Origin of the sequence: Mesorhizobium sp. M0615 (genome assembly GCF_040320805.1) — a bacterium.
GTDB lineage: Bacteria > Pseudomonadota > Alphaproteobacteria > Rhizobiales > Rhizobiaceae > Mesorhizobium.
This window is the reverse complement of the sequence record NZ_JAMYQI010000004.1, coordinates 288,084-305,744: the sequence shown is the minus strand read 5'-3', so window position 1 is coordinate 305,744 and position 17,661 is coordinate 288,084. Positions and strand designations below refer to the sequence as shown.

General features: G+C 61.9%; 18 protein-coding genes and 2 pseudogenes. 6 read left to right on the top strand and 14 right to left on the bottom strand.

All coding sequences use genetic code 11. The features are described 5' to 3' along the window. Positions 1 to 93: 93 nt before the first annotated feature. On the bottom strand, positions 94 to 417 hold the full coding sequence (locus tag NKI46_RS08910; protein WP_352745779.1) for an FtsB family cell division protein: 324 nt from the start codon (positions 415 to 417) through the stop codon (positions 94 to 96). Between the two features lie 137 nt (positions 418 to 554). Continuing rightward, positions 555 to 1,829, bottom strand: a complete 1,275-nt coding sequence (gene eno, locus NKI46_RS08905) for a phosphopyruvate hydratase (RefSeq protein ID WP_023688446.1) — start codon at positions 1,827 to 1,829, stop codon at positions 555 to 557. Positions 1,830 to 1,932: 103 nt separating this feature from the next. Between eno and NKI46_RS08900 the strand changes: the two genes are divergently transcribed. Beyond that, on the top strand, positions 1,933 to 3,513 hold the full coding sequence (locus tag NKI46_RS08900; protein ID WP_352459013.1) for a glycoside hydrolase family 19 protein: 1,581 nt from the start codon (positions 1,933 to 1,935) through the stop codon (positions 3,511 to 3,513). 109 nt (positions 3,514 to 3,622) lie between these two features. After that, positions 3,623 to 3,745 carry a hypothetical protein gene (locus NKI46_RS08895; RefSeq protein ID WP_023668910.1) on the top strand — a complete coding sequence of 41 codons (123 nt, stop codon included), beginning with the start codon at positions 3,623 to 3,625 and terminating at the stop codon, positions 3,743 to 3,745. An 82-nt stretch (positions 3,746 to 3,827) separates the two neighbouring features. On the opposite strand, the gene NKI46_RS08890 is transcribed toward NKI46_RS08895, so the two are convergent. The 6 genes from NKI46_RS08890 to NKI46_RS08865 form a co-directional block, all read right to left on the bottom strand. Then, positions 3,828 to 4,193, bottom strand: a complete 366-nt coding sequence (locus tag NKI46_RS08890) for a PRC-barrel domain-containing protein (RefSeq protein ID WP_023668909.1) — start codon at positions 4,191 to 4,193, stop codon at positions 3,828 to 3,830. A gap of 84 nt (positions 4,194 to 4,277) precedes the next feature. Further along, complete coding sequence (locus NKI46_RS08885; protein WP_023668908.1) at positions 4,278 to 4,481, bottom strand: dodecin family protein; 204 nt, start codon at positions 4,479 to 4,481, stop codon at positions 4,278 to 4,280. A 97-nt stretch (positions 4,482 to 4,578) separates the two neighbouring features. After that, positions 4,579 to 5,457, bottom strand: a complete 879-nt coding sequence (gene kdsA / locus NKI46_RS08880; protein WP_027050832.1) for a 3-deoxy-8-phosphooctulonate synthase — start codon at positions 5,455 to 5,457, stop codon at positions 4,579 to 4,581. Beyond that, entirely contained in the window at positions 5,454 to 6,326 is an 873-nt protein-coding gene (locus tag NKI46_RS08875) for a VOC family protein (RefSeq protein WP_023738883.1), read from the bottom strand. Before NKI46_RS08875 ends, kdsA begins: the two co-directional genes overlap by 4 nt. A 55-nt stretch (positions 6,327 to 6,381) precedes the next feature. Next, a complete protein-coding gene (locus NKI46_RS08870) occupies positions 6,382 to 6,672 on the bottom strand; it encodes a Dabb family protein (protein ID WP_023696086.1) in 291 nt (96 codons plus the stop codon). Positions 6,673 to 6,785: 113 nt separating this feature from the next. Continuing rightward, on the bottom strand, positions 6,786 to 6,920 hold the full coding sequence (locus NKI46_RS08865) for a hypothetical protein (protein WP_023696085.1): 135 nt from the start codon (positions 6,918 to 6,920) through the stop codon (positions 6,786 to 6,788). 259 nt (positions 6,921 to 7,179) lie between these two features. Between NKI46_RS08865 and NKI46_RS08860 the strand changes: the two genes are divergently transcribed. Continuing rightward, positions 7,180 to 8,430, top strand: coding sequence for an SAM-dependent methyltransferase (locus tag NKI46_RS08860; RefSeq protein ID WP_023696084.1), 1,251 nt, complete (start codon positions 7,180 to 7,182; stop codon positions 8,428 to 8,430). A gap of 60 nt (positions 8,431 to 8,490) precedes the next feature. Here the strand turns inward: NKI46_RS08860 and NKI46_RS08855 are convergent, their stop codons facing one another. Continuing rightward, positions 8,491 to 10,470, bottom strand: coding sequence for a bifunctional 2',3'-cyclic-nucleotide 2'-phosphodiesterase/3'-nucleotidase (locus NKI46_RS08855; RefSeq protein ID WP_023738884.1), 1,980 nt, complete (start codon positions 10,468 to 10,470; stop codon positions 8,491 to 8,493). Between the two features lie 141 nt (positions 10,471 to 10,611). After that, a pseudogene (locus NKI46_RS08850) lies at positions 10,612 to 11,878 on the bottom strand (NAD(P)/FAD-dependent oxidoreductase). A 181-nt stretch (positions 11,879 to 12,059) separates the two neighbouring features. On the opposite strand from NKI46_RS08850, the gene NKI46_RS08845 reads away from it, so the two are divergent. After that, positions 12,060 to 12,725: a 5-formyltetrahydrofolate cyclo-ligase gene (locus NKI46_RS08845; RefSeq protein WP_352745775.1), complete on the top strand. Its 666-nt coding sequence runs from the start codon at positions 12,060 to 12,062 to the stop codon at positions 12,723 to 12,725. On the opposite strand, the gene NKI46_RS08840 is transcribed toward NKI46_RS08845, so the two are convergent. Continuing rightward, the gene (locus NKI46_RS08840) at positions 12,722 to 13,195 is read right to left on the bottom strand and encodes an Lrp/AsnC family transcriptional regulator (RefSeq protein WP_023668897.1); all 474 of its coding nucleotides are present in this window, start codon (positions 13,193 to 13,195) and stop codon (positions 12,722 to 12,724) included. The genes NKI46_RS08845 and NKI46_RS08840 overlap by 4 nt on opposite strands. A 155-nt stretch (positions 13,196 to 13,350) precedes the next feature. Between NKI46_RS08840 and ald the strand changes: the two genes are divergently transcribed. Together ald and NKI46_RS08830 are read left to right on the top strand one after the other, a co-directional pair. After that, positions 13,351 to 14,466, top strand: a complete 1,116-nt coding sequence (gene ald, locus NKI46_RS08835) for an alanine dehydrogenase (RefSeq protein ID WP_352745773.1) — start codon at positions 13,351 to 13,353, stop codon at positions 14,464 to 14,466. 274 nt (positions 14,467 to 14,740) lie between these two features. Further along, positions 14,741 to 15,976 (top strand): outer membrane protein, encoded by a 1,236-nt coding sequence (locus NKI46_RS08830; RefSeq protein WP_081725379.1) that lies wholly within the window; start codon positions 14,741 to 14,743, stop codon positions 15,974 to 15,976. A 390-nt stretch (positions 15,977 to 16,366) separates the two neighbouring features. On the opposite strand, the gene NKI46_RS08825 is transcribed toward NKI46_RS08830, so the two are convergent. The 3 genes and pseudogenes from NKI46_RS08825 to NKI46_RS08815 form a co-directional block, all read right to left on the bottom strand. Further along, positions 16,367 to 16,834, bottom strand: a complete 468-nt coding sequence (locus NKI46_RS08825; protein WP_023736671.1) for a DUF1203 domain-containing protein — start codon at positions 16,832 to 16,834, stop codon at positions 16,367 to 16,369. Positions 16,835 to 16,972: 138 nt separating this feature from the next. After that, positions 16,973 to 17,077 (bottom strand): annotated as a pseudogene (locus NKI46_RS08820) (OmpA family protein); the annotation flags it as partial. 19 nt (positions 17,078 to 17,096) lie between these two features. Then, positions 17,097 to 17,660 carry a GNAT family N-acetyltransferase gene (locus tag NKI46_RS08815; protein WP_023682574.1) on the bottom strand — a complete coding sequence of 188 codons (564 nt, stop codon included), beginning with the start codon at positions 17,658 to 17,660 and terminating at the stop codon, positions 17,097 to 17,099. Position 17,661: the final 1 nt, after the last annotated feature.

The following is a 17,661-nucleotide window of genomic DNA, read 5'->3' as shown; positions in this document are numbered from 1 at the left end:
GAGACCGCGTTTCGCCATGCAGAAAAACGCATGGCTGGCATGCATCTAAATGCCTAGAATCATTGGAAATAAAAACGATTAACCGAAATTAGGTTATTTCAAATTGGCCGGCAGCATGATGGTGATTTCATCGGGCTGGGACATATTGAGCGCCCGGCGTGCCTGCTCGTCGAGCATATCCTTTTCAAGCGTACCCTCATGCATCAGCTGGACGCGCCGCTCCAGATCGACCCGGCGCGCCTTGATGGCATCGTACTTGGCCTGCAATTCGATGGTCTGCGCTTCGAGCTGATATTTGGAATTGATGCCGAACTCGCCATGATAGGCATGGAAGCCGAAATAGGCCAGGAACGCCACGCAAAGCGACGGGATGATCAGCCGGCCGGTGTTTCTCTGCTTGTGCTGGCGTGTCCACATGGTCGCAATCCTCTGACCTGTCTATCTCGCCCGATTGTGCTTAATGGACGGTTACGGACAGGTGCATTAGCCAGCGCCCGCAACGAAAAAGGGCGGGAAAATCCCGCCCTTCGTCGTTTTCGCCAGTTCAGCAGAATTTAAGCTTTGATTACCGACTTGCCGGCGTAGCGCGCCTGCTTGCCGAGCTCTTCCTCGATGCGGATCAGCTGGTTGTACTTGGCCATGCGATCCGAGCGCGACAGCGAACCGGTCTTGATCTGCCCGCAATTGGTGGCGACGGCGAGGTCGGCGATGGTCGAATCCTCGGTTTCGCCCGAACGGTGCGACATGACGGCTGTGTAGCCTGCCTTGTGCGCGGTCTCGACAGCGTCGAGCGTTTCGGTGAGCGAGCCGATCTGGTTGACCTTGACCAGGATCGAATTGGCGACACCCATGCGGATGCCGTCGCGCAGCCGCGCCGTGTTGGTGACGAAGAGGTCGTCGCCAACCAGCTGCGTCTTGTTGCCGATCAAATCGGTCAGGTACTTCCAGCCCTCCCAGTCGTCCTCGGCCAGGCCGTCCTCGATCGAGATGATCGGATAGTCGGCGGCGAGCTTGGCCAGGTACTTGGCCTGCGCCTTGGGATCGCGGGTCTTCTTCTCGCCCTCATAGACGTAATTGCCGTCCTTGAAGAATTCGGTCGCCGCACAGTCGAGACCGAGCGCGATCTCTTCGCCCGGCTTGAAGCCGGCCTTCTCGATTGATTCCATGATGAAATCGAGCGCCACCGGCGCACTCTTCAGATTGGGCGCGAAGCCGCCTTCGTCGCCGACATTGGTGTTGTGGCCGGCATCCTTGAGCTTCTTGCGCAGCGTGTGGAAGATTTCCGAGCCCCAGCGCACGCCTTCGCGCAGCGTCGGCGCGCCGACCGGCAGGATCATGAATTCCTGGAAATCGATCGGATTGTCGGCATGCGCGCCGCCGTTGATGATGTTCATCATGGGCACCGGCAGCAAATGCGCCTTGGTGCCGCCGACATAGCGGTAGAGTGGCAGGCCGGCGGCTTCCGCTGCTGCCTTGGCGACCGCCAGCGAAACGCCGAGAATGGCGTTGGCGCCGAGCCGGCTCTTGTTGGGCGTGCCGTCGAGCTCGATCATGGTCTGGTCAATGTGGATCTGGTTCTCGGCTTCCATGCCGCCGATCGCCTCGAACAGCTCGCCATTGACGGCCTCGACCGCCTTGAGCACGCCCTTGCCGAGATAGCGGGCGCCACCGTCGCGCAGTTCGACGGCCTCATGCGCGCCGGTCGACGCGCCGGACGGCACCGCGGCGCGGCCCATCGAGCCGTCTTCGAGAACGACGTCGACCTCGACGGTCGGATTTCCACGGCTGTCCAGGATTTCACGCCCGACAATGTCGATGATGGCGGTCATTGCGATGTCCCCGATTGATCGATTGAAAGCGTCGCGCCCCTCTTAGCCAAAGTGCCGCAAAAGGCAATCAGGAATGGCATGAAATAATAGTGACGATCGCCCCATGCGCTCAGGCCGTGGGGCATGGGCGACGCCATCTGAACGCAAACAGCCCGCCCTGACGTCATATGTCTGGCGCCGCATGGGGCGGGTGCCCCTCCCCTTTGATCGCGGCAATCCCTTATCACAAAATACCAGGCGGCACGCAAACTCCAGCAGATGCTTCAAAAGAGGCTACCGCCAACGTGACAAACTTCACAATGCAGAGAATTCGAAGATGTTAGCGTCACATCTACAACGCGAACTATTTGGCGACCACAGTGAAATCAACACACTTGAACTCTTTGGGGAGGCGGCAATGGCAGCGATTTCAGGCACTGGCTGGGAACTTCTTATTAGCCGCAAAGTCGAGCATATGAGGGGCACCAGACGCAGGACGGTTGGTACCTATAAAGTCTTCCACAACGGCACGGCAGTAACGGGTCTATCGGGGTTCGTGTGTGAATCTCGCGGCCCAGGCGACAATTCCAAAGAAGACAATGGCAGGCGCATCGAGCCCGGCACCTATCCGCTGGCGACACAGGCCGGAGGCAAATATGTGACCATAGGCTACACTGGCGCCAAGACGCCACCCAAACCTGGACTCGAACTGCTGAAGACCAACAAGCGCACCGAAATCCTGATCCATCCGGGCGTCAATTTCCTGTCCAGCGTCGGATGCATCAACCCGACGAAGAAGGTGAGTGGTCCGCTTTCCGACATGGATTTCACGGAGAGCCGGACACGCGTAATCGCCCTCATTGACGATCTGAAAACCTTTGCCGGCGGTGGCTTCCCGAAAAGCAACGGCAAGCGAATTCCCAATGCTTCGGTGGTCGTCGAAGGCGAACCGGTGCTGTCGACCGAGAGTGTCGAGAGCGTGCTCGAAGCGGTTGCGGGCGATCCGAACAAGGGTTTGCCGGCAGCGGTCTTCCAGAAATTCGCGCCGAGACCGACAAGCGGTTCCAAGCGAACAATCTATGACGGTTACATCGGCGCCTTTACCTCCGACAAGGGCCTCAAGACACTTGGCGATCATGGCGTGTGCAACAATTATGATCGGCTGATGCATTTCTTCGCTCAAGCGGCGATGGAAACCGGTGGCTTCACCCTCATTCGCGAATCCCTGTCCTACACGACCGTGGCGGCAATCCGGAAAGCATGGAGGTCGCGAGCCGCGGGCAAGACCGATCAGTGGATCGAGGACAACCTGCTGCGCAAGCCGCAAGCCCTGGGCGACTGGGCCTATGGCGACCGCATGGGCAATGTGAAAGGAACGTTGGACGGCTTCAATTTCCGCGGCGGCGGTACGTTCCAGACCACCGGACGCGACGCGTACACGGCCAAGGGCAAGCTCGCCAAGGTCGACCTCGCCAATCATCCTGAACTGATCGAGGATCCGCAGATTTCGCTGCTCGCAGCTTGCGCCGAATGGAAAGGCTCAGGCTGCAATGCCTTTGCTGATTCCGGCCTGATCAAAAAGATCTCGCGCGCGATCAACGTCGGCAACGCCAATTCAACCACGCAGGCCAATGGCGAAGCGGATCGGATCGCCTGGCACGAAAAGGTTTTCAAGGCGGTGAAGAATGCCGGACTCCTCGGCTGAGCATGCCTCGGATCACGTTCGACAACACCACGTCATCATAATTCAGAGATAACAATCTCTGTGTCGACTAGGATGGTGATGCGCGGGGCGAAACAGGAGGAGTTTCGCCATGTCCGAGTTGAGCGGTATCGTGAGTTTGTTCCTGATCGCGGCGGCGTTCCTGACGTCCTGCGATACGCAGCAGCCGCCAAGGGCGGCGACGCAGCTGTCCACGTTTCATGCGGCAGAATAATTTAGAAACTGTCGGGTTGCACTGAAAAGGCCCCCGTTTCGGAATTCGGGGGCCTTTTCACGTCAGGCGTCAGCGCAGCTGATCAATGCCAATACGGCGTGACCTTGTAGTAATCATAGGAAGCATCACGCGCGGCCTCGCCATCGGCGCCGGCCAGTTCATTGATCGAATAGGCGGGTGCTGCCTTCAGCTGCTCCTTCGAGAACGGCACGACATAGCCGCCCTTGTCCTCGTCATAGTCGAGGCTCGCCCACGGAATGGCGTGATACTTCTCGCCAATGCCGAGAAATCCACCGAACCCGATCACCGCGAACATGATGCCGTTCGACGTCTTGTCGAGCATGATGTCCTCGATGCTGCCGATGCTCGTGCCTTCGGTGTTGTAGACCGACGTGCCGATGACGCGCGAAGCGGCGATGGCTTCGGTGTGGCCTGTCTGGGTGGTCATGGCTGCTGCTCCTCATGTCGTTGATCGATACTTTGACAATGAGGGGCGCGGGCGAAAGTTCCCGTTTTTTCGAGCGGCGGGCGGTTACTCCGCGAGGATGAACGTCACCTTCATGTTGACGCGATAGGCCGCGATCCTGCCGTCCTCGACGACGATCTTCTGGTCCTGGATCCAGGCGCCTTCGACGTTCTTCAGGGTCTTTGAGGCGCGCTCAATCCCCTTCTCGATGGCGTCCTGAAAGCTCTTTTTCGACGACGACGTGATTTCGGTGACGCGGGCGACGGACATGGCTTCCTCCTGCCAAGACGCTCATTTGCAGCAGCGAGCCTACAGCCGGCTTATGCCTTCCACAAGCAGGGCAGCGCGCGCGCCATAGCCGAAACCATCAGCCTCGGTTCAGGTCAGCAGCATTCTTGGCGATGCGGTCGAATGCCATCAGTCTTTCGAGCAGCGCCGGCATGTCCTTCAGCGGCAGCATGTTGGGCCCGTCGGAGGAGGTCGAATTGTCGGGATCCTGGTGGGTCTCTATGAACACGCCGGCGACGCCGACGGCAACGGCAGCCCGCGCCAGCGTCTCGACAAAGCGGCGCTCGCCACCGGAGGAACCGCCCTGCCCGCCCGGCTGCTGCACCGAATGGGTGGCGTCGAAAATCACCGGCGCGCCGATCTCGGCCATCACGGGCAAAGCCCGCATGTCCGACACCAGCGTGTTGTAGCCGAAGGAAGCGCCGCGCTCGGTGGTCAGCACATTGGGGTTGCCGGAGCCGGTGATCTTGGCCACCACGTTCTTCATGTCCCAGGGCGCCAGGAACTGCCCCTTCTTGACGTTGATCACCTTGCCGGTCTTGGCGGCGGCGACCAGCATGTCGGTCTGGCGCGACAGGAACGCCGGAATCTGCAGCACATCGACATGGTGTGCGACGATCGCGCACTGCTCCTCGGTGTGGACATCGGTCAGAATGGGAACCGAAAATTCCTTGCGCAACTCGTCGAACACCGGAAGCGCCGCGTCCATGCCGGCGCCGCGCGTTGCCGACAGCGAGGTGCGGTTGGCCTTGTCGTAGCTGGTCTTGTAGACGAGGCCGATGCCGAGCTTGCCGGTCAGTTCCTTCAGCGCGCCGGCCATGTCGAAAGCGTGCTGGCGCGATTCGAACTGGCACGGGCCGGCGATCAACGCCAAGGGCCCGCTGTTGTCGAAGACGACGTTGCCGACGGTTACCGACGAATTCGGCGCCAGCGAATTGAGCCCTTGCGGCTTGCTCATGGGGTCTCCCGGAAGATGAAAGCCGCGCCCTGTCCGGATGCCGGCTGCACGACGATTTCGTTGCCCGCTATATCGTGCCCGACGGCGTTGTCTGCAAGCAGCCTCGCGACAGCGCCGACACTGCGGACTGAAAAGACAATCGCGGCGAAGCGAACTCTTGTCGGCGCACCGGCCGGAATGTCGAAGCGCGCGGTGAAAGCCGCAGGATCCAGAACGGTCAGACGCGCATTCGGCAGGTCGAAGACCGCGCTGCTCTGCTGCTCCGAGCCAACCACTGTCGAGATCAGGCTGATCTGTGTGGAAGGCACATCGCTGACCGCAACGACTTCGGCAATGCCGGTCACGCCGTTGGCATGGGCCTGCAGTGCCGTACGGTCGATTTGAGGGGCGTTGATCCGCTCGCAAGCGAACAGAAAGGCGTCCGTCGTCTCGGCGCCGGCGGCGAAAGCCAGTTTGAACGAGGCCATGTCGCTCTTTCCGGCCGTGTCGGTGAAGGCGCGGGAAAAGCTCAGCACGTCCCCCGCCGACAGACCGACCGAGACATAGCGCGCATGATCCGCATCGGCATCATCGGTGGCCAGCACCACGGCGGAAAAGCCCTCATCGCCCAGCCTGGCGCGATAGAGGCGGTCGCGCGCGACAAAGACATTGCCGCCGGCGATCGCACTCGCTGCCACCTGTTCATTCCCAACCGCCAGCGGTTCGAGATAGGTGCCGTCGGCAAGGAAGACGCAGCAATTTTCGGTGCCAAAGGGATGAACGCCGGTTGGCGCGACGATGAAGCCAAGCGATGTCAGCCGCGCCCACGCCACGGCGAGGCTCGCCGTCGGCAGCACCAGATGGTCAAGCGGATGGGTCGTGCTGGTCATGCCGGCGCGGTGTGCATCATTCCCGAAATTGGTTCAAGGCCTCTTGCCGGCCCGATCAGGCCGTCGCCACGATATCGGCCGAATAGCGCAATTCGCGCAAGGGTTTGACCCGGCTGGTCGTCTCGGCATAGAGCGGGTGCGCCTTGTATGCGGCAAGCGCGGCATCATCCTCAAACTCGGCATAGACGACCACGTCGATCGCATCCGACAGCGGATCGACCTTGGTGTTGAGCGTCACCTCGAAGAGGCTTGAATGCGGGATCTTGCCCAGTGTGAGCAAGCCCGTACGCACGGCCTCGACATCGTCCTTGCGCCGCGCGCTGAAGAAAACGATATGCCGGATCACGCCTGCCTCCACGTTCGATTTGCGGCATGTTTTGTGTGAGCGGGACCGTCGCGTCAACCGCCACGATGTCGCGCCCGGCAACGCCGGCAGGCGACTTTGCAGAGGCGCAAAAGCTAGGCCCCGCCGGTGACGTAGCGCACGACGCGCGACATCTCCCTGACCGTCGTGTCGAGATAGCGGCCCTGATTGTAGAGGCCGTCCCAGATCAGGAAAAAGGCGATGGCGACGATGACGATGACATAACGCATGGCTGAAACTAACGTATGTGGCTGTTCGTAACCATAGCGATTTCGCCGAGGGCCGCGCTCTCCCGCGGATTCTGGCCTCAGGCCGGCAAGCTGGGCCAGCGCCGCACGAAGCTTGCCTCTTGAAGTTTCGGCCAATGCCATGGAAGATTGTGGCGAAAATTTAAGCAGGCTACGGCGTTCGCGCCTGGCGAATGAAAGTGGAGGATGTGGAGGCCGGCAGATCTTGCGCCGCCCCCGCGGAAGTCCAGGGGGGTGTGAGATGGCTGTCAGGGAATACAAAGGCATCGGCGACGCCATCAGGCTGGACGAACTCAATTTCGCCGAGATCGTCAAGGGCCTGCCGGCCAAGGCGCGCATGGTGCTGTCGGCGGCGATGAAATTGCCGCGCGGTTCGCTGAAGGTGAGGATGCCGGATGGCCGGGCGGTGCTTGTCGGCGGCAACGGACCCGGGCCGGATGCCGAGCTGGTGTTGAAGAACTGGCGCCTGCCCGGCCGTGCCTTTTCCGGCGGCACCATCGGCGTTGCCGAATCCTACATGGACGGCGACTGGGAAAGCCCTGATGTAACCAGCTTCCTGGAACTGTTCGTCGTCAACTCGGCCGTTGGCGAACGCATTGCCGGCGGCGCCAGCTGGCTCATCAACACGGTCCAGCGCATCCGCCACTGGTTCAACGAAAACACCCGCACAGGCTCGAAGCGCAACATCTCGGCGCATTACGATCTCGGCAACGCCTTCTACAAGCAATGGCTCGATCCCAGCATGACCTATTCGTCGGCGCTCTATGCGACCGGCGCCAACGACCTGGAAAGCGCTCAGGCCGCCAAATACCGCGCGCTGGCCAAGGATACGGGTATCGGCAAGAAGGACCATGTGCTCGAGATCGGCTGCGGCTGGGGTGGTTTTGCCGAATTTGCCGCGCGCGAGATCGGCTGCCGCGTCACCGGCCTGACCATCAGCCGCGAACAGCACGATTTCGCCAAGGCGCGCATCCAGAAGGCGGGACTGTCTGACAAGGTCGACATCAAGCTGCAGGATTACCGAGACGAAACGGGCACTTACGACCGCATCGCCTCGATCGAGATGTTCGAGGCGGTCGGCGAAAAATATTGGCCGGTATTTTTCGGCAAGATGAAGGCATGCCTGAGGCCCGGCGGCACCGCCGGCCTGCAGATCATCACCATCAACGAGGCCGCCTACGACACCTATCGGGCGCGGCCGGATTTCATCCAGCGCTATGTCTTCCCAGGCGGCATGCTGCCGACGCCGTCGATCCTGAAGACGCTGGGCAGCGACCATGGCCTTGCCCATCTGCGCGAGCGCGTCTTTCCGGACGACTATGCCCGCACGCTTGCCGAATGGCGCAACCGCTTCTGGGCGTCGTGGGAAAAGATCGTCCCGCTCGGCTTCGACGACCGCTTCAAGAAGCTTTGGGAATTCTATCTCCACTATTGCGAAGCCGGCTTCAGGGCCAGCTACATCGACGTGCGCCAGGTGGTCTACAAGGCCTGATCCGAAGCGTGATTGAGCGGGCGTATGCCCGCTCGTTTTCCCTGTTAGCTGCACGTTGCCTCAAAGCAGGATGCGATACTTCGCAAACCCGGATTCGCCCTCGCCGGCCGGCTCGATCTTGAGCGATTTCACTCCCGATATAAAATCCTTCGCTTTGGGGCCGGTCTCGAACACGACGCTGGTGCCGGGCAGCGGCGTGAACGACCAATTGTCGTCGGCCGAGGGATTGATCGTGCCTTCGCTGACGACGTAGCGCACGATCACGTCGCGGTTGGTGTCCGGCGCCTCGTAGATGATCTTCGAGGCATTGATGTCGGGGAAATTGCCGCCACCGCCGGCGCGGTAATTGTTGGTGGCGACGACGAATTTCGCTGCCGGATCAATAGGCTTGCCGTCGAAGCTGAGGCCGACGATGCGGTTCGAGCCGGCATTGGCGACGCCACCCTTGGCATCGTATTTCGGCAGCTGCGACAGGTCTATTCCGTAGCTGACGCCATCGATCACATCGAAATTGTAGGACGGGAATTCGGTGTCGATGAGCGCCTGGTCGGCCTTGCCCGGCTCGATCTTCCTGAAAATGCCGGCCGACATTTCCAGCCATTCCTTCACTTGCGCGCCGGTGATTTCGACGGCGCGCACCGTGTTCGGATAGAGATAGAGGTCGGCGACGTTCTTGATGGCGAGGTCGCCCACCGGCACGTCGGTATAGTAGTCGGCGCCGTTGCGCCCGCCGGCCTTGAAGGGTGCTGCCGCCGACAGCAGCGGCACATCCTTCCACTGCGTGCTCTTCAATATGTCCTTGAGGTACCAGCTCTGCGCCTGGTTGACGATCTGCACCGACGGATCGTCGGCGACCAGCGCGAAATAGGAATAGAGCGGCGCCGAGGTCTTGCCGACCGGTCGGCGGACATAGGCAAGTGTCGCCTCATGGTCCGCCTTCAGCGCATCGACGACGCGCTGGTCGTCCGCCACCGTCGGCTTGTTTGCCTTGTCGACGCGCTGGTAGATCGGCCTTGCCTCCGATGTGGCCGAGGCTACGCGCCATTTCGATCCGTCCCGTTCCAGAAGCAGATCGATCAGTCCCATATGCGAGCCCCAGAAACCGCCCATCACGGCGGGCTTGCCCTGCAGCGTGCCTTTCTCGGTGTCGACGCCTTCGAGCGCCTGAAAATCCTTCTTGCCGGGGAAGACCAAATGCTGATGGCCGGTGAACACCGCATCGATGCCTTCGACGCCGGCGACGAAGAAGGAGGCGTTCTCCATGCCGTCGCCCTGCTTGATATCGATGCCGGAATGCGAGAGCGCGATGACGATGTCGGCGCCCTCCTCCTTGATCTGCGGAACCCAGGCCCTGGCCGCCTCGACGATATCGCGCGTCCTGACATTGCCTTCCAGGTTCTTCAGGTCCCAGACCATGATCTGCGGCGGCACGAAGCCGATGATGCCGATCTTGATCGGCTGCTCGGCGCCCGACCCGTCCTTGATCTTCTTGTCGAGGATGACATAGGGCTTGAGGTAGAGCTTGTCGTCGCGCGGGTTGGCGGCAAGCTCGGTGCCGCGGATCAGATTGGCGCAGACGAACGGGAAATTGGCCCCGGCCAGCACCTTGTCGAGGAACGACAGGCCGTAGTTGAACTCGTGATTGCCGAGCGTCGAGCATTCATAGCCCAGCAGGTTCATGCCCTTCATGATCGGATGCAGATCGCCTTCCTTGAGGCCCTTCTCATAGGCGATGTAATCGCCCATCGGATTGCCCTGCAAAAGATCGCCATTGTCGATCAGCATCGCATTGGTGGCTTCCTTGCGCACCGCCGCGATCAGTGAGGCCGTCCGCGACAGGCCCATCGTGTCGTTGGCTTTGTCTGCGTAGTAGTCGTAAGGCAGCACATTCACATGGATGTCGGTGGTCTCCATAATCCTCAGATGCGCCTGATTGGCCTGCGCGCGGGCGGAAAACGGATGGAGCATGATCAGCGCCCCGCTGGCGGCCGTACCGGCAAGAAAACTACGGCGGGAGACGGGGTAATTGAGATGCGGCATTGGTTTTCCTTCCCAGCGACGTGACAAGATCCCAGCCCCGGGCGGAAGCTTCGCGCCGAAAACCGGCCATGTCCATCGGGAAGTCAGTCGATCAGCAAAAGGTGACGGCTGGATGAATATCCTTGGCCGCGGTTGAGAACCTCAGCCCTTGTCATCGTCGCCCTGGGTGATCAGCCGCGCGCTGCGCTGGCCGGTGAAATAGATCCAATAGCCAGCTAAGCGACACCGAGAGCCGGTTGCGGAAACCGATCAGGAAGTAGATATGCGCCACGCCCCACAGCCACCAGGCAAGCCATCCCGTGAGCTTGATCGAGCCGAAATCGATCGCGGCTGCCCACTTGCCGATCGTCGCCAGGTCGCCGGCATGTTTGTAGCGGAAAGGCCGCGGCGCGCCATCGCCGGCCAGCCGCGCCCTGATCGTCGCGGCGACATGCTTGCCCTCCTGCTTGGCCGAGGGCGCCACGCCGGGCACCGGTTTGCCGTCCGGCCGCAAGACATGCGCGGTGTCGCCGATGACGAAGATTTCAGGACTGTTCGGCACGGTCAGATCGGGCTCGACCATTACCCTGCCCGCCCGGTCCACCGGCGCGCCCAGCCACTCTCCCGCGGGGGAAGCCGCCACGCCGGCGGCCCACAGGATGGTTCGCGCCGGCAGATGCGTATCGCCAAAGACGACGCCTTCGGCATCGAGGCGCGTGACGGCGCGGCCAAGCTCGACCGTGACGCCCCGCCGCTCCAGCGCCTTGCGCGCATAGTCGGACAGCTTTGGCGCGAAATTGGCGAGGATCCTGTCTCCGGCCTCGACCAGCACCACACGCGCCTCACGCGTGTCGATGTTGCGGAATTCGCCGCGCAGCGTTTCATGCGCGAGTTCGACAATGGTGCCGGCAAGCTCCACGCCGGTCGGGCCGCCGCCGACGATGACCAGTGTCAGCAGTGCCTGGCGCTTGGCCGGATCGGTCTCGCGCTCGGCCTGCTCGAAGGCGAGCAGGATGCGCCGCCGAATGGTGGTTGCGTCTTCGAGCGTCTTCAGCCCGGGCGCGAAAGGCTCCCATTCGTCGTGGCCGAAATAAGCATGACGCGCGCCGGTGGCGAGCACCAGCGTGTCGTAGGGAACAGAACTGCCGTCCTCAAGCAGCACGCGTTTGCCTGGACGGTCGACGCCGGTGACGTTCCCGAGCAGGGTCGTCACGTCCTCGCGCTTGCGCAGCAGATGACGGATCGGCCAGGCAACTTCCGAGGTCGCCAGCGAGGTGGTCGCCACCTGGTAAAGCAGCGGCTGGAAAAGGTGATGGTTGCGCTTGTCGACCATGGTGATGCGCACGGGTGCGCCGGCCAGCGCCCGGGTGAGTTCGAGACCGCCGAACCCTGCGCCGACGACAACGACATGATGGCTGGTTTCACTCATCGCATTCACCCCTGTTTGTCTCTCTTTATCTAGTGATTTTTGTGCACCGCAACAATGTCGCGGCGCGCTAGACTGCCGCGCGTAAGGCTGCCCAGGACTCGTCGCCGGATGTCGCGAATGCCTATGTCGGCAAGCCTGGACGGGTATAGCCTTGCAGGGGCTGGAACCACGGGAGTGAAGCATGGCCAACGACGATGACAAAGATCGCAAAGGGCGGGCGCAATATTCTTCGCCGCCTTGCTTCATGCACGAACTCGATCCGGAATTTCGCGCGCCATTGACCGACTGGACCGATGTGCGCCGTTGGCGCAAGGCCGAGCGCGAGCGTCTGATCGCGGCACGGTTGGCGGTTTCGGCCGATGCGCGGGTGGCGATGTCGCGGGCTATCACCGAAGGCCTCGACGCGGCAATCGGCGACATTGCCGGCCGCATGGTCAGCCTCTATTGGCCGTTTCGCGGCGAGCCGGACCTGCGGCCGTGGATGGCGTCGATCAACGAACGCGGCGGCCGCACGGCACTGCCAGTCGTCATCGAGAAAGGCCAGCCGCTGATCTTCCGCGCTTATGTGCCCGGCGACCGGCTGGAAAAAGGCATCTGGAACATCCCGATCCCGGCCGAAGGCGAGCCGGTGCTGCCCGACATCGTCATCTCGCCGATCGTCGGCATCGACCCGCGAAACTACCGCCTGGGCTATGGCGGTGGCTTCTTCGACCGCACGCTGGCTGCCATGCCGTTCAAGCCATTGGTCATCGGCGTCGGCTACGAACTGCAGCGCATAGCCACCATCTACCCGCAGCCGCACGACATCCCAATGGATAGGCTGGTGACCGAGACTGCTCAGGGCTAGGCCAGTTCCGGCTTCATGCCCATCGCCGTGCGATCGACGATCTCGCGCAGGGCAAACGACGAATTGATCTTGGTCACGTGCGGCATCGCCGACAGCCACTCCTTGTGGATGCGCTCATAGTCGACCAGGTCCTTGGCGGCGATGCGCAGGATGTAGTCGTATTCGCCCGACATCAGGTGGCACGACAGCACATTCGGGCAGCGCTTGATCGCCGCCTCGAAATCCGACAGCGTCTTTTCGAACTGCCCCGACAGCGATATGTGCACGATCGCCGTCATCTGGTGGCCGAGCGCGGCATTCGAAAGCCGGGCATGATAGCCGCGGATGGTGCCGGATTTCTCCAGATTGTCGAGCCGGCGCGAACAGGCCGACTGCGACAGGCCGACCCTTTCAGCGAGCGCCGCATTGGGTATGCGGCCATCCTTCTGCAGTGCCTCGAGAATGGCGATATCGATCCTGTCGAGCGGCATTTACAGTGATTCCTGCGAAAATTATGCAATTTCGCGCAACGATTATCGAAACACGTCACCTCGCGCAAGCGCATTCGCAAACACCTGCGCAACGATTCGTGGTTCACTCGGTTGATACAGGGAACGAGCCCGAAGGGCCGGATCAGGAGAAGACTATGCGCGTCGGCTGCCCCAAGGAAATCAAGAACCACGAATACCGAGTCGGCCTGACGCCGGGCTCCGTCCGCGAATATGTCGCGCATGGCCATGAAGTGCTGGTCGAAAGCGGCGCCGGCGCCGGCATCGGCGCCGATGACAATGCCTACCGCGCCGCCGGCGCCACCATCGCCAGGACCGCCGCCGACGTGTTCGCCAAGTCCGACATGATCGTCAAGGTCAAGGAGCCGCAGCCCAACGAATGGGCGCAGCTGCGCGAGGGCCAGATCCTCTACACCTATCTGCACCTGGCCCCGGATCCGGAGCAGACCAGGGGCCTGCTCGCGTCCGGCGTCACCGCAATCGCCTATGAGACCGTAACCGACGACCGCGGCGGCCTGCCGCTCTTGGCGCCGATGTCGGAAGTTGCCGGCCGCCTGTCGATCCAGGCCGGCGCGACCGCGCTGCAGAAGGCCAATGGTGGCCGCGGCGTGCTGCTCGGCGGCGTGCCCGGCGTACTGCCCGGCAAGGTCACGGTGCTCGGCGGCGGCGTCGTCGGCCTGCATGCCGCCCGCATGGCGGTCGGCCTCGGCGCCGACGTCACCATCATCGACCGCTCGATCCCGCGCCTGCGCCAGCTGGACGACCTCTTTACCGGCCGCGTCCACACCCGCTACTCCACAGTCGAGGCGCTTGAGGAAGAATGCTTCTCGGCCGACATCGTCGTCGGCGCCGTGCTCATCCCGGGTGCTGCTGCACCCAAGCTGGTCACTCGCGAAATGCTGTCGGGCATGAAGAAGGGCTCGGTGCTGGTCGACGTCGCTATCGACCAGGGCGGCTGCTTCGAGACTTCGCACGCCACCACCCATGCCGAGCCGACCTATGAGGTCGACGGCGTGATCCATTACTGCGTCGCCAACATGCCGGGCGCCGTGCCGGTGACCTCGGCGCACGCGCTCAACAACGCGACGCTGCATTATGGCCTGCAGCTGGCCGACAAGGGCCTGAAAGCGCTGGTCGACGACCACCATTTGCGCAACGGCCTCAATGTCCACAGGGGCAAGATCACCAATCGCGCCGTCGCCGAAGCACTCGGCTATGAGCTGGTCGAACCGAAAGTGGTTCTGGCTGCCTGACAGACGCCTTAATCGACTCAAGCAGTTCTGCCTCCCTCACCCGCCGGTTGCGCCGGCGGGTTTTTTATTGGCCGCGTGCTCACAAATTGCGGGCTCTAAGGCAACATCACGGCGAAACGGCCCGGCTTGGCGGTGCTTTTGCCTGCCGATGTGGCATTTTTGTCATTCCAATATTGGCGAGCGTCCTGTTAGAACACGGACGGGTTTGTTCTTATGCTAAGGGGCTAAAATGTTCATCTCTGCTAAATCCGTTCTTCTCGGGGCCGTTTCGGCAATGGCTTTGATATCGGTAGCGCATGCCGCCGATGTTGTGCAGCCGGTGGAAGAACCTGCCGGTTTCAACTGGAGCGGCGCCTATGTCGGCATCGGCGGCGGCTTCGGCGCCACCGTGCATCGCATCAGCGTCGACCCGGTGATCGACTTCAACGGGATCGGCGGCAACGGCGTGTTTGGCGAAATCACCGCCGGCTACGACTATATGGTCTCCGAGCGCTTCCTGCTCGGTGGCTTCATCGACGCCAACATCGGGAATATCGGTCCGTCGATCAGCCTTCCGGGCGCTGATATCGACCTGACGAACGCTTATGGCTTCGACGTCGGCTTGCGCGCCGGCTATCTCTTGAACCCCGATACGCTCGGCTATGTGCTCGGCGGCTACACCTGGAACCATTTCAAGCTCGAGGGTTCGGGCTTTGCCGACGGTCTCGATTTCACGGAGAACCGTGGCGGCTATGTCGTCGGCGTTGGCATGGAAACCGTGCTGCGCGGCAACTGGACGATTAAGACCGAGTACCGCTACGCCAACTATGGCGACGACTCGGTGGCTGACCTCGGCATTATTGGCGGCCCGGGAACCTCTCTGGATGTCGAGCCATCCAGCCACACCTTCCACATCGCGGCCAACTACCGCTTCGGCGCCCAGAATGGCGGCGGGGCCTCGTTTGCTGCTCCGACCTACAACTGGACCGGCTTCTATGTCGGCGGCGCGCTTGGTGCCGGCACCGTGGTGCATGACCTGACGCTCGCCAGCGCCCTCGAATTGGATGGCATCGGCGGCGAAGGCGTGTTCGGCGAGGCGAGCATCGGTTACGACCATGATTTCGGCGGCTGGGTCGCCGGCGTTCTGGTCGACGCCCGCTATTCCGGCATACGCTCGAAGCTGGACATTCCGGGTGGGTCGATCAAGGGCGATACCGACTATGGCTTCGATGCCCTGGCCCGCATCGGCGCCAAGGTCAACGAATCGACGCTGGCCTATGTCCTCGGCGGTTACAGCTGGCAGCATTTCGACCTGCATGCCTCCTCGCCCGTTGGCGACATCGTCGACTGGGGCTCGAGCGGCTTCTCGGTCGGTGGCGGCCTGGAAACGGCCGTTTCCAGCAACATGACGCTTGGTCTCGAATACCGCTATTCGCAGTATGAGAAAGAGGATTTCGGGTCGGACGGCTTCCTCACCGACGAGCCTTCCTTCCAGACCGTTCGCGTCGGCGCGAAGTATAAATTCAACTAAACGCCGCACACACACACGGCAAAGGCCCGTCGGTCAATTCCGGCGGGCTTTTTCTTTGCGCAAAATTCCTGGCGCCGGCATTGAACAGGCTGGCGGACAACAAAAAAGCGGAGCCAAAGCCCCGCTTCCTTGGTCATCGAGATCCCCGCCGGTTCATCCGCGGTCGGCAATCCATCGACGCTGGTCTTTTAGCGCGAGAATGCGACGGGAGTACGACAAGTCCCAACCGGCATCGGCGTGAGTCGCCATGCCGGCGACGATCGCGGTGCTGTGTGAAGTGCTTCACATCCGCCATTCGAAAAGCATGCGCAGACAGAGCTGCCAACTTGACGGCTCGTGCCGTCACACGGTTCCCAACTGCCCGCCAGACCACCGGCGGGCATCTTTTTGTCAGAAACGCTCGATGCGGCACTGATAACAATTGTTGCGCGCCGAGCGGACGTGGACATAGGCGATGTCAGCGCGCTCAAACAGCGTCTCTGCCCGCGCCGCAATGCCGCCAGTCGGAATGACGCCGCCGCTGCCATAGACGATGCGGTCATCCGCACCATAGCCGCGCACGATATAGTCGCTGCTCTCAAGCATCTCTGGAAGCGCTTCCGTCTCGGCTGCGCGTTCGCATTCCTGCGCATGCAGGAAGATCGGTCCTGTCTCGGCGTAAGGCTGCAACGCCGGAAACGGCCGATAGGCCATGATCAGATAGCCATCGCCTTCGGCGACGTTTCTCAGGCAATGCCGGCACGGCACCCCGTCGCCATCTGAAACCTTCCGCTCCGGCGTTTGCCCGTAGGCGTCCGGCCCGCCGCGCTGCAGCGCTCTCACATCTTCTGTCGGCAAGGCTTTGAACTGGACGGTCATGGCTAAAATCTCCGGTGTGGTGGTTGACCGGAAATTATGCCCCCGCCGAGGTGCTTCCCACCCGATTCCTGTCAACTGTCAGCAGCCCGGCCAGTCTCAGGCCGGACTGCTTCGGCATTGGGCAGGTCCCGCGCCGGCTCAGCGGATGAAATCGTCGAAGCGGCGCAGCGTCACCCGGCGCCTGCGCCAGTTCTCGTCCTGGGTCCGCACGAGCAGGAATTCCTCGCCATGAACGGTCGGTTCGGCCTTCAGTCGGAGAAAGTCACGGCCGCATGACGCTGGCCGAGCGCTCGGCGAACGACAGCGGATGCACGGTCTCCTTCTTTTGCGCCACCGGCGCAAAACCGAGCTTCTGGTAGAGCGGCAAGGCAGCCGGATGGTCGAGCGTGCAGGTCTGCACCGTTACCCGTTTCGGCCCATACGACCATGCTGCGGCAATCGCCGCACCGAGGAACCAACGGCCGATGCCTTGCCCGGTCGCATGTTCCATCATGCCGAAATAAGCGAGTTCGACTTCCTCTGGCAAATGCGGCTTGAGGTCGAAGAACCCGGCCGGCGCGCCGTCGAGATAAAGCACCCTGATGTCGCGGTCCTCGCGGTGGATGCCGGCGGCAAGCTCGTCATCGTCCAGCCTCAGCACATTGACCCAGTGCCATTTGCGTCCGACCCGATCCATCAGATAGCGGTAGAAATGCAGCGGAATGTCCTTGGTCCTGAGCAGCGCGATCTGCCTGTTGTAGGGCAACGGCGGCGAATAGGCCGGCGGCACATGCATTTCCAGAAACGTGACCGTAACCTCGATGTCGTCCAGCGCGCCATTTTCCATC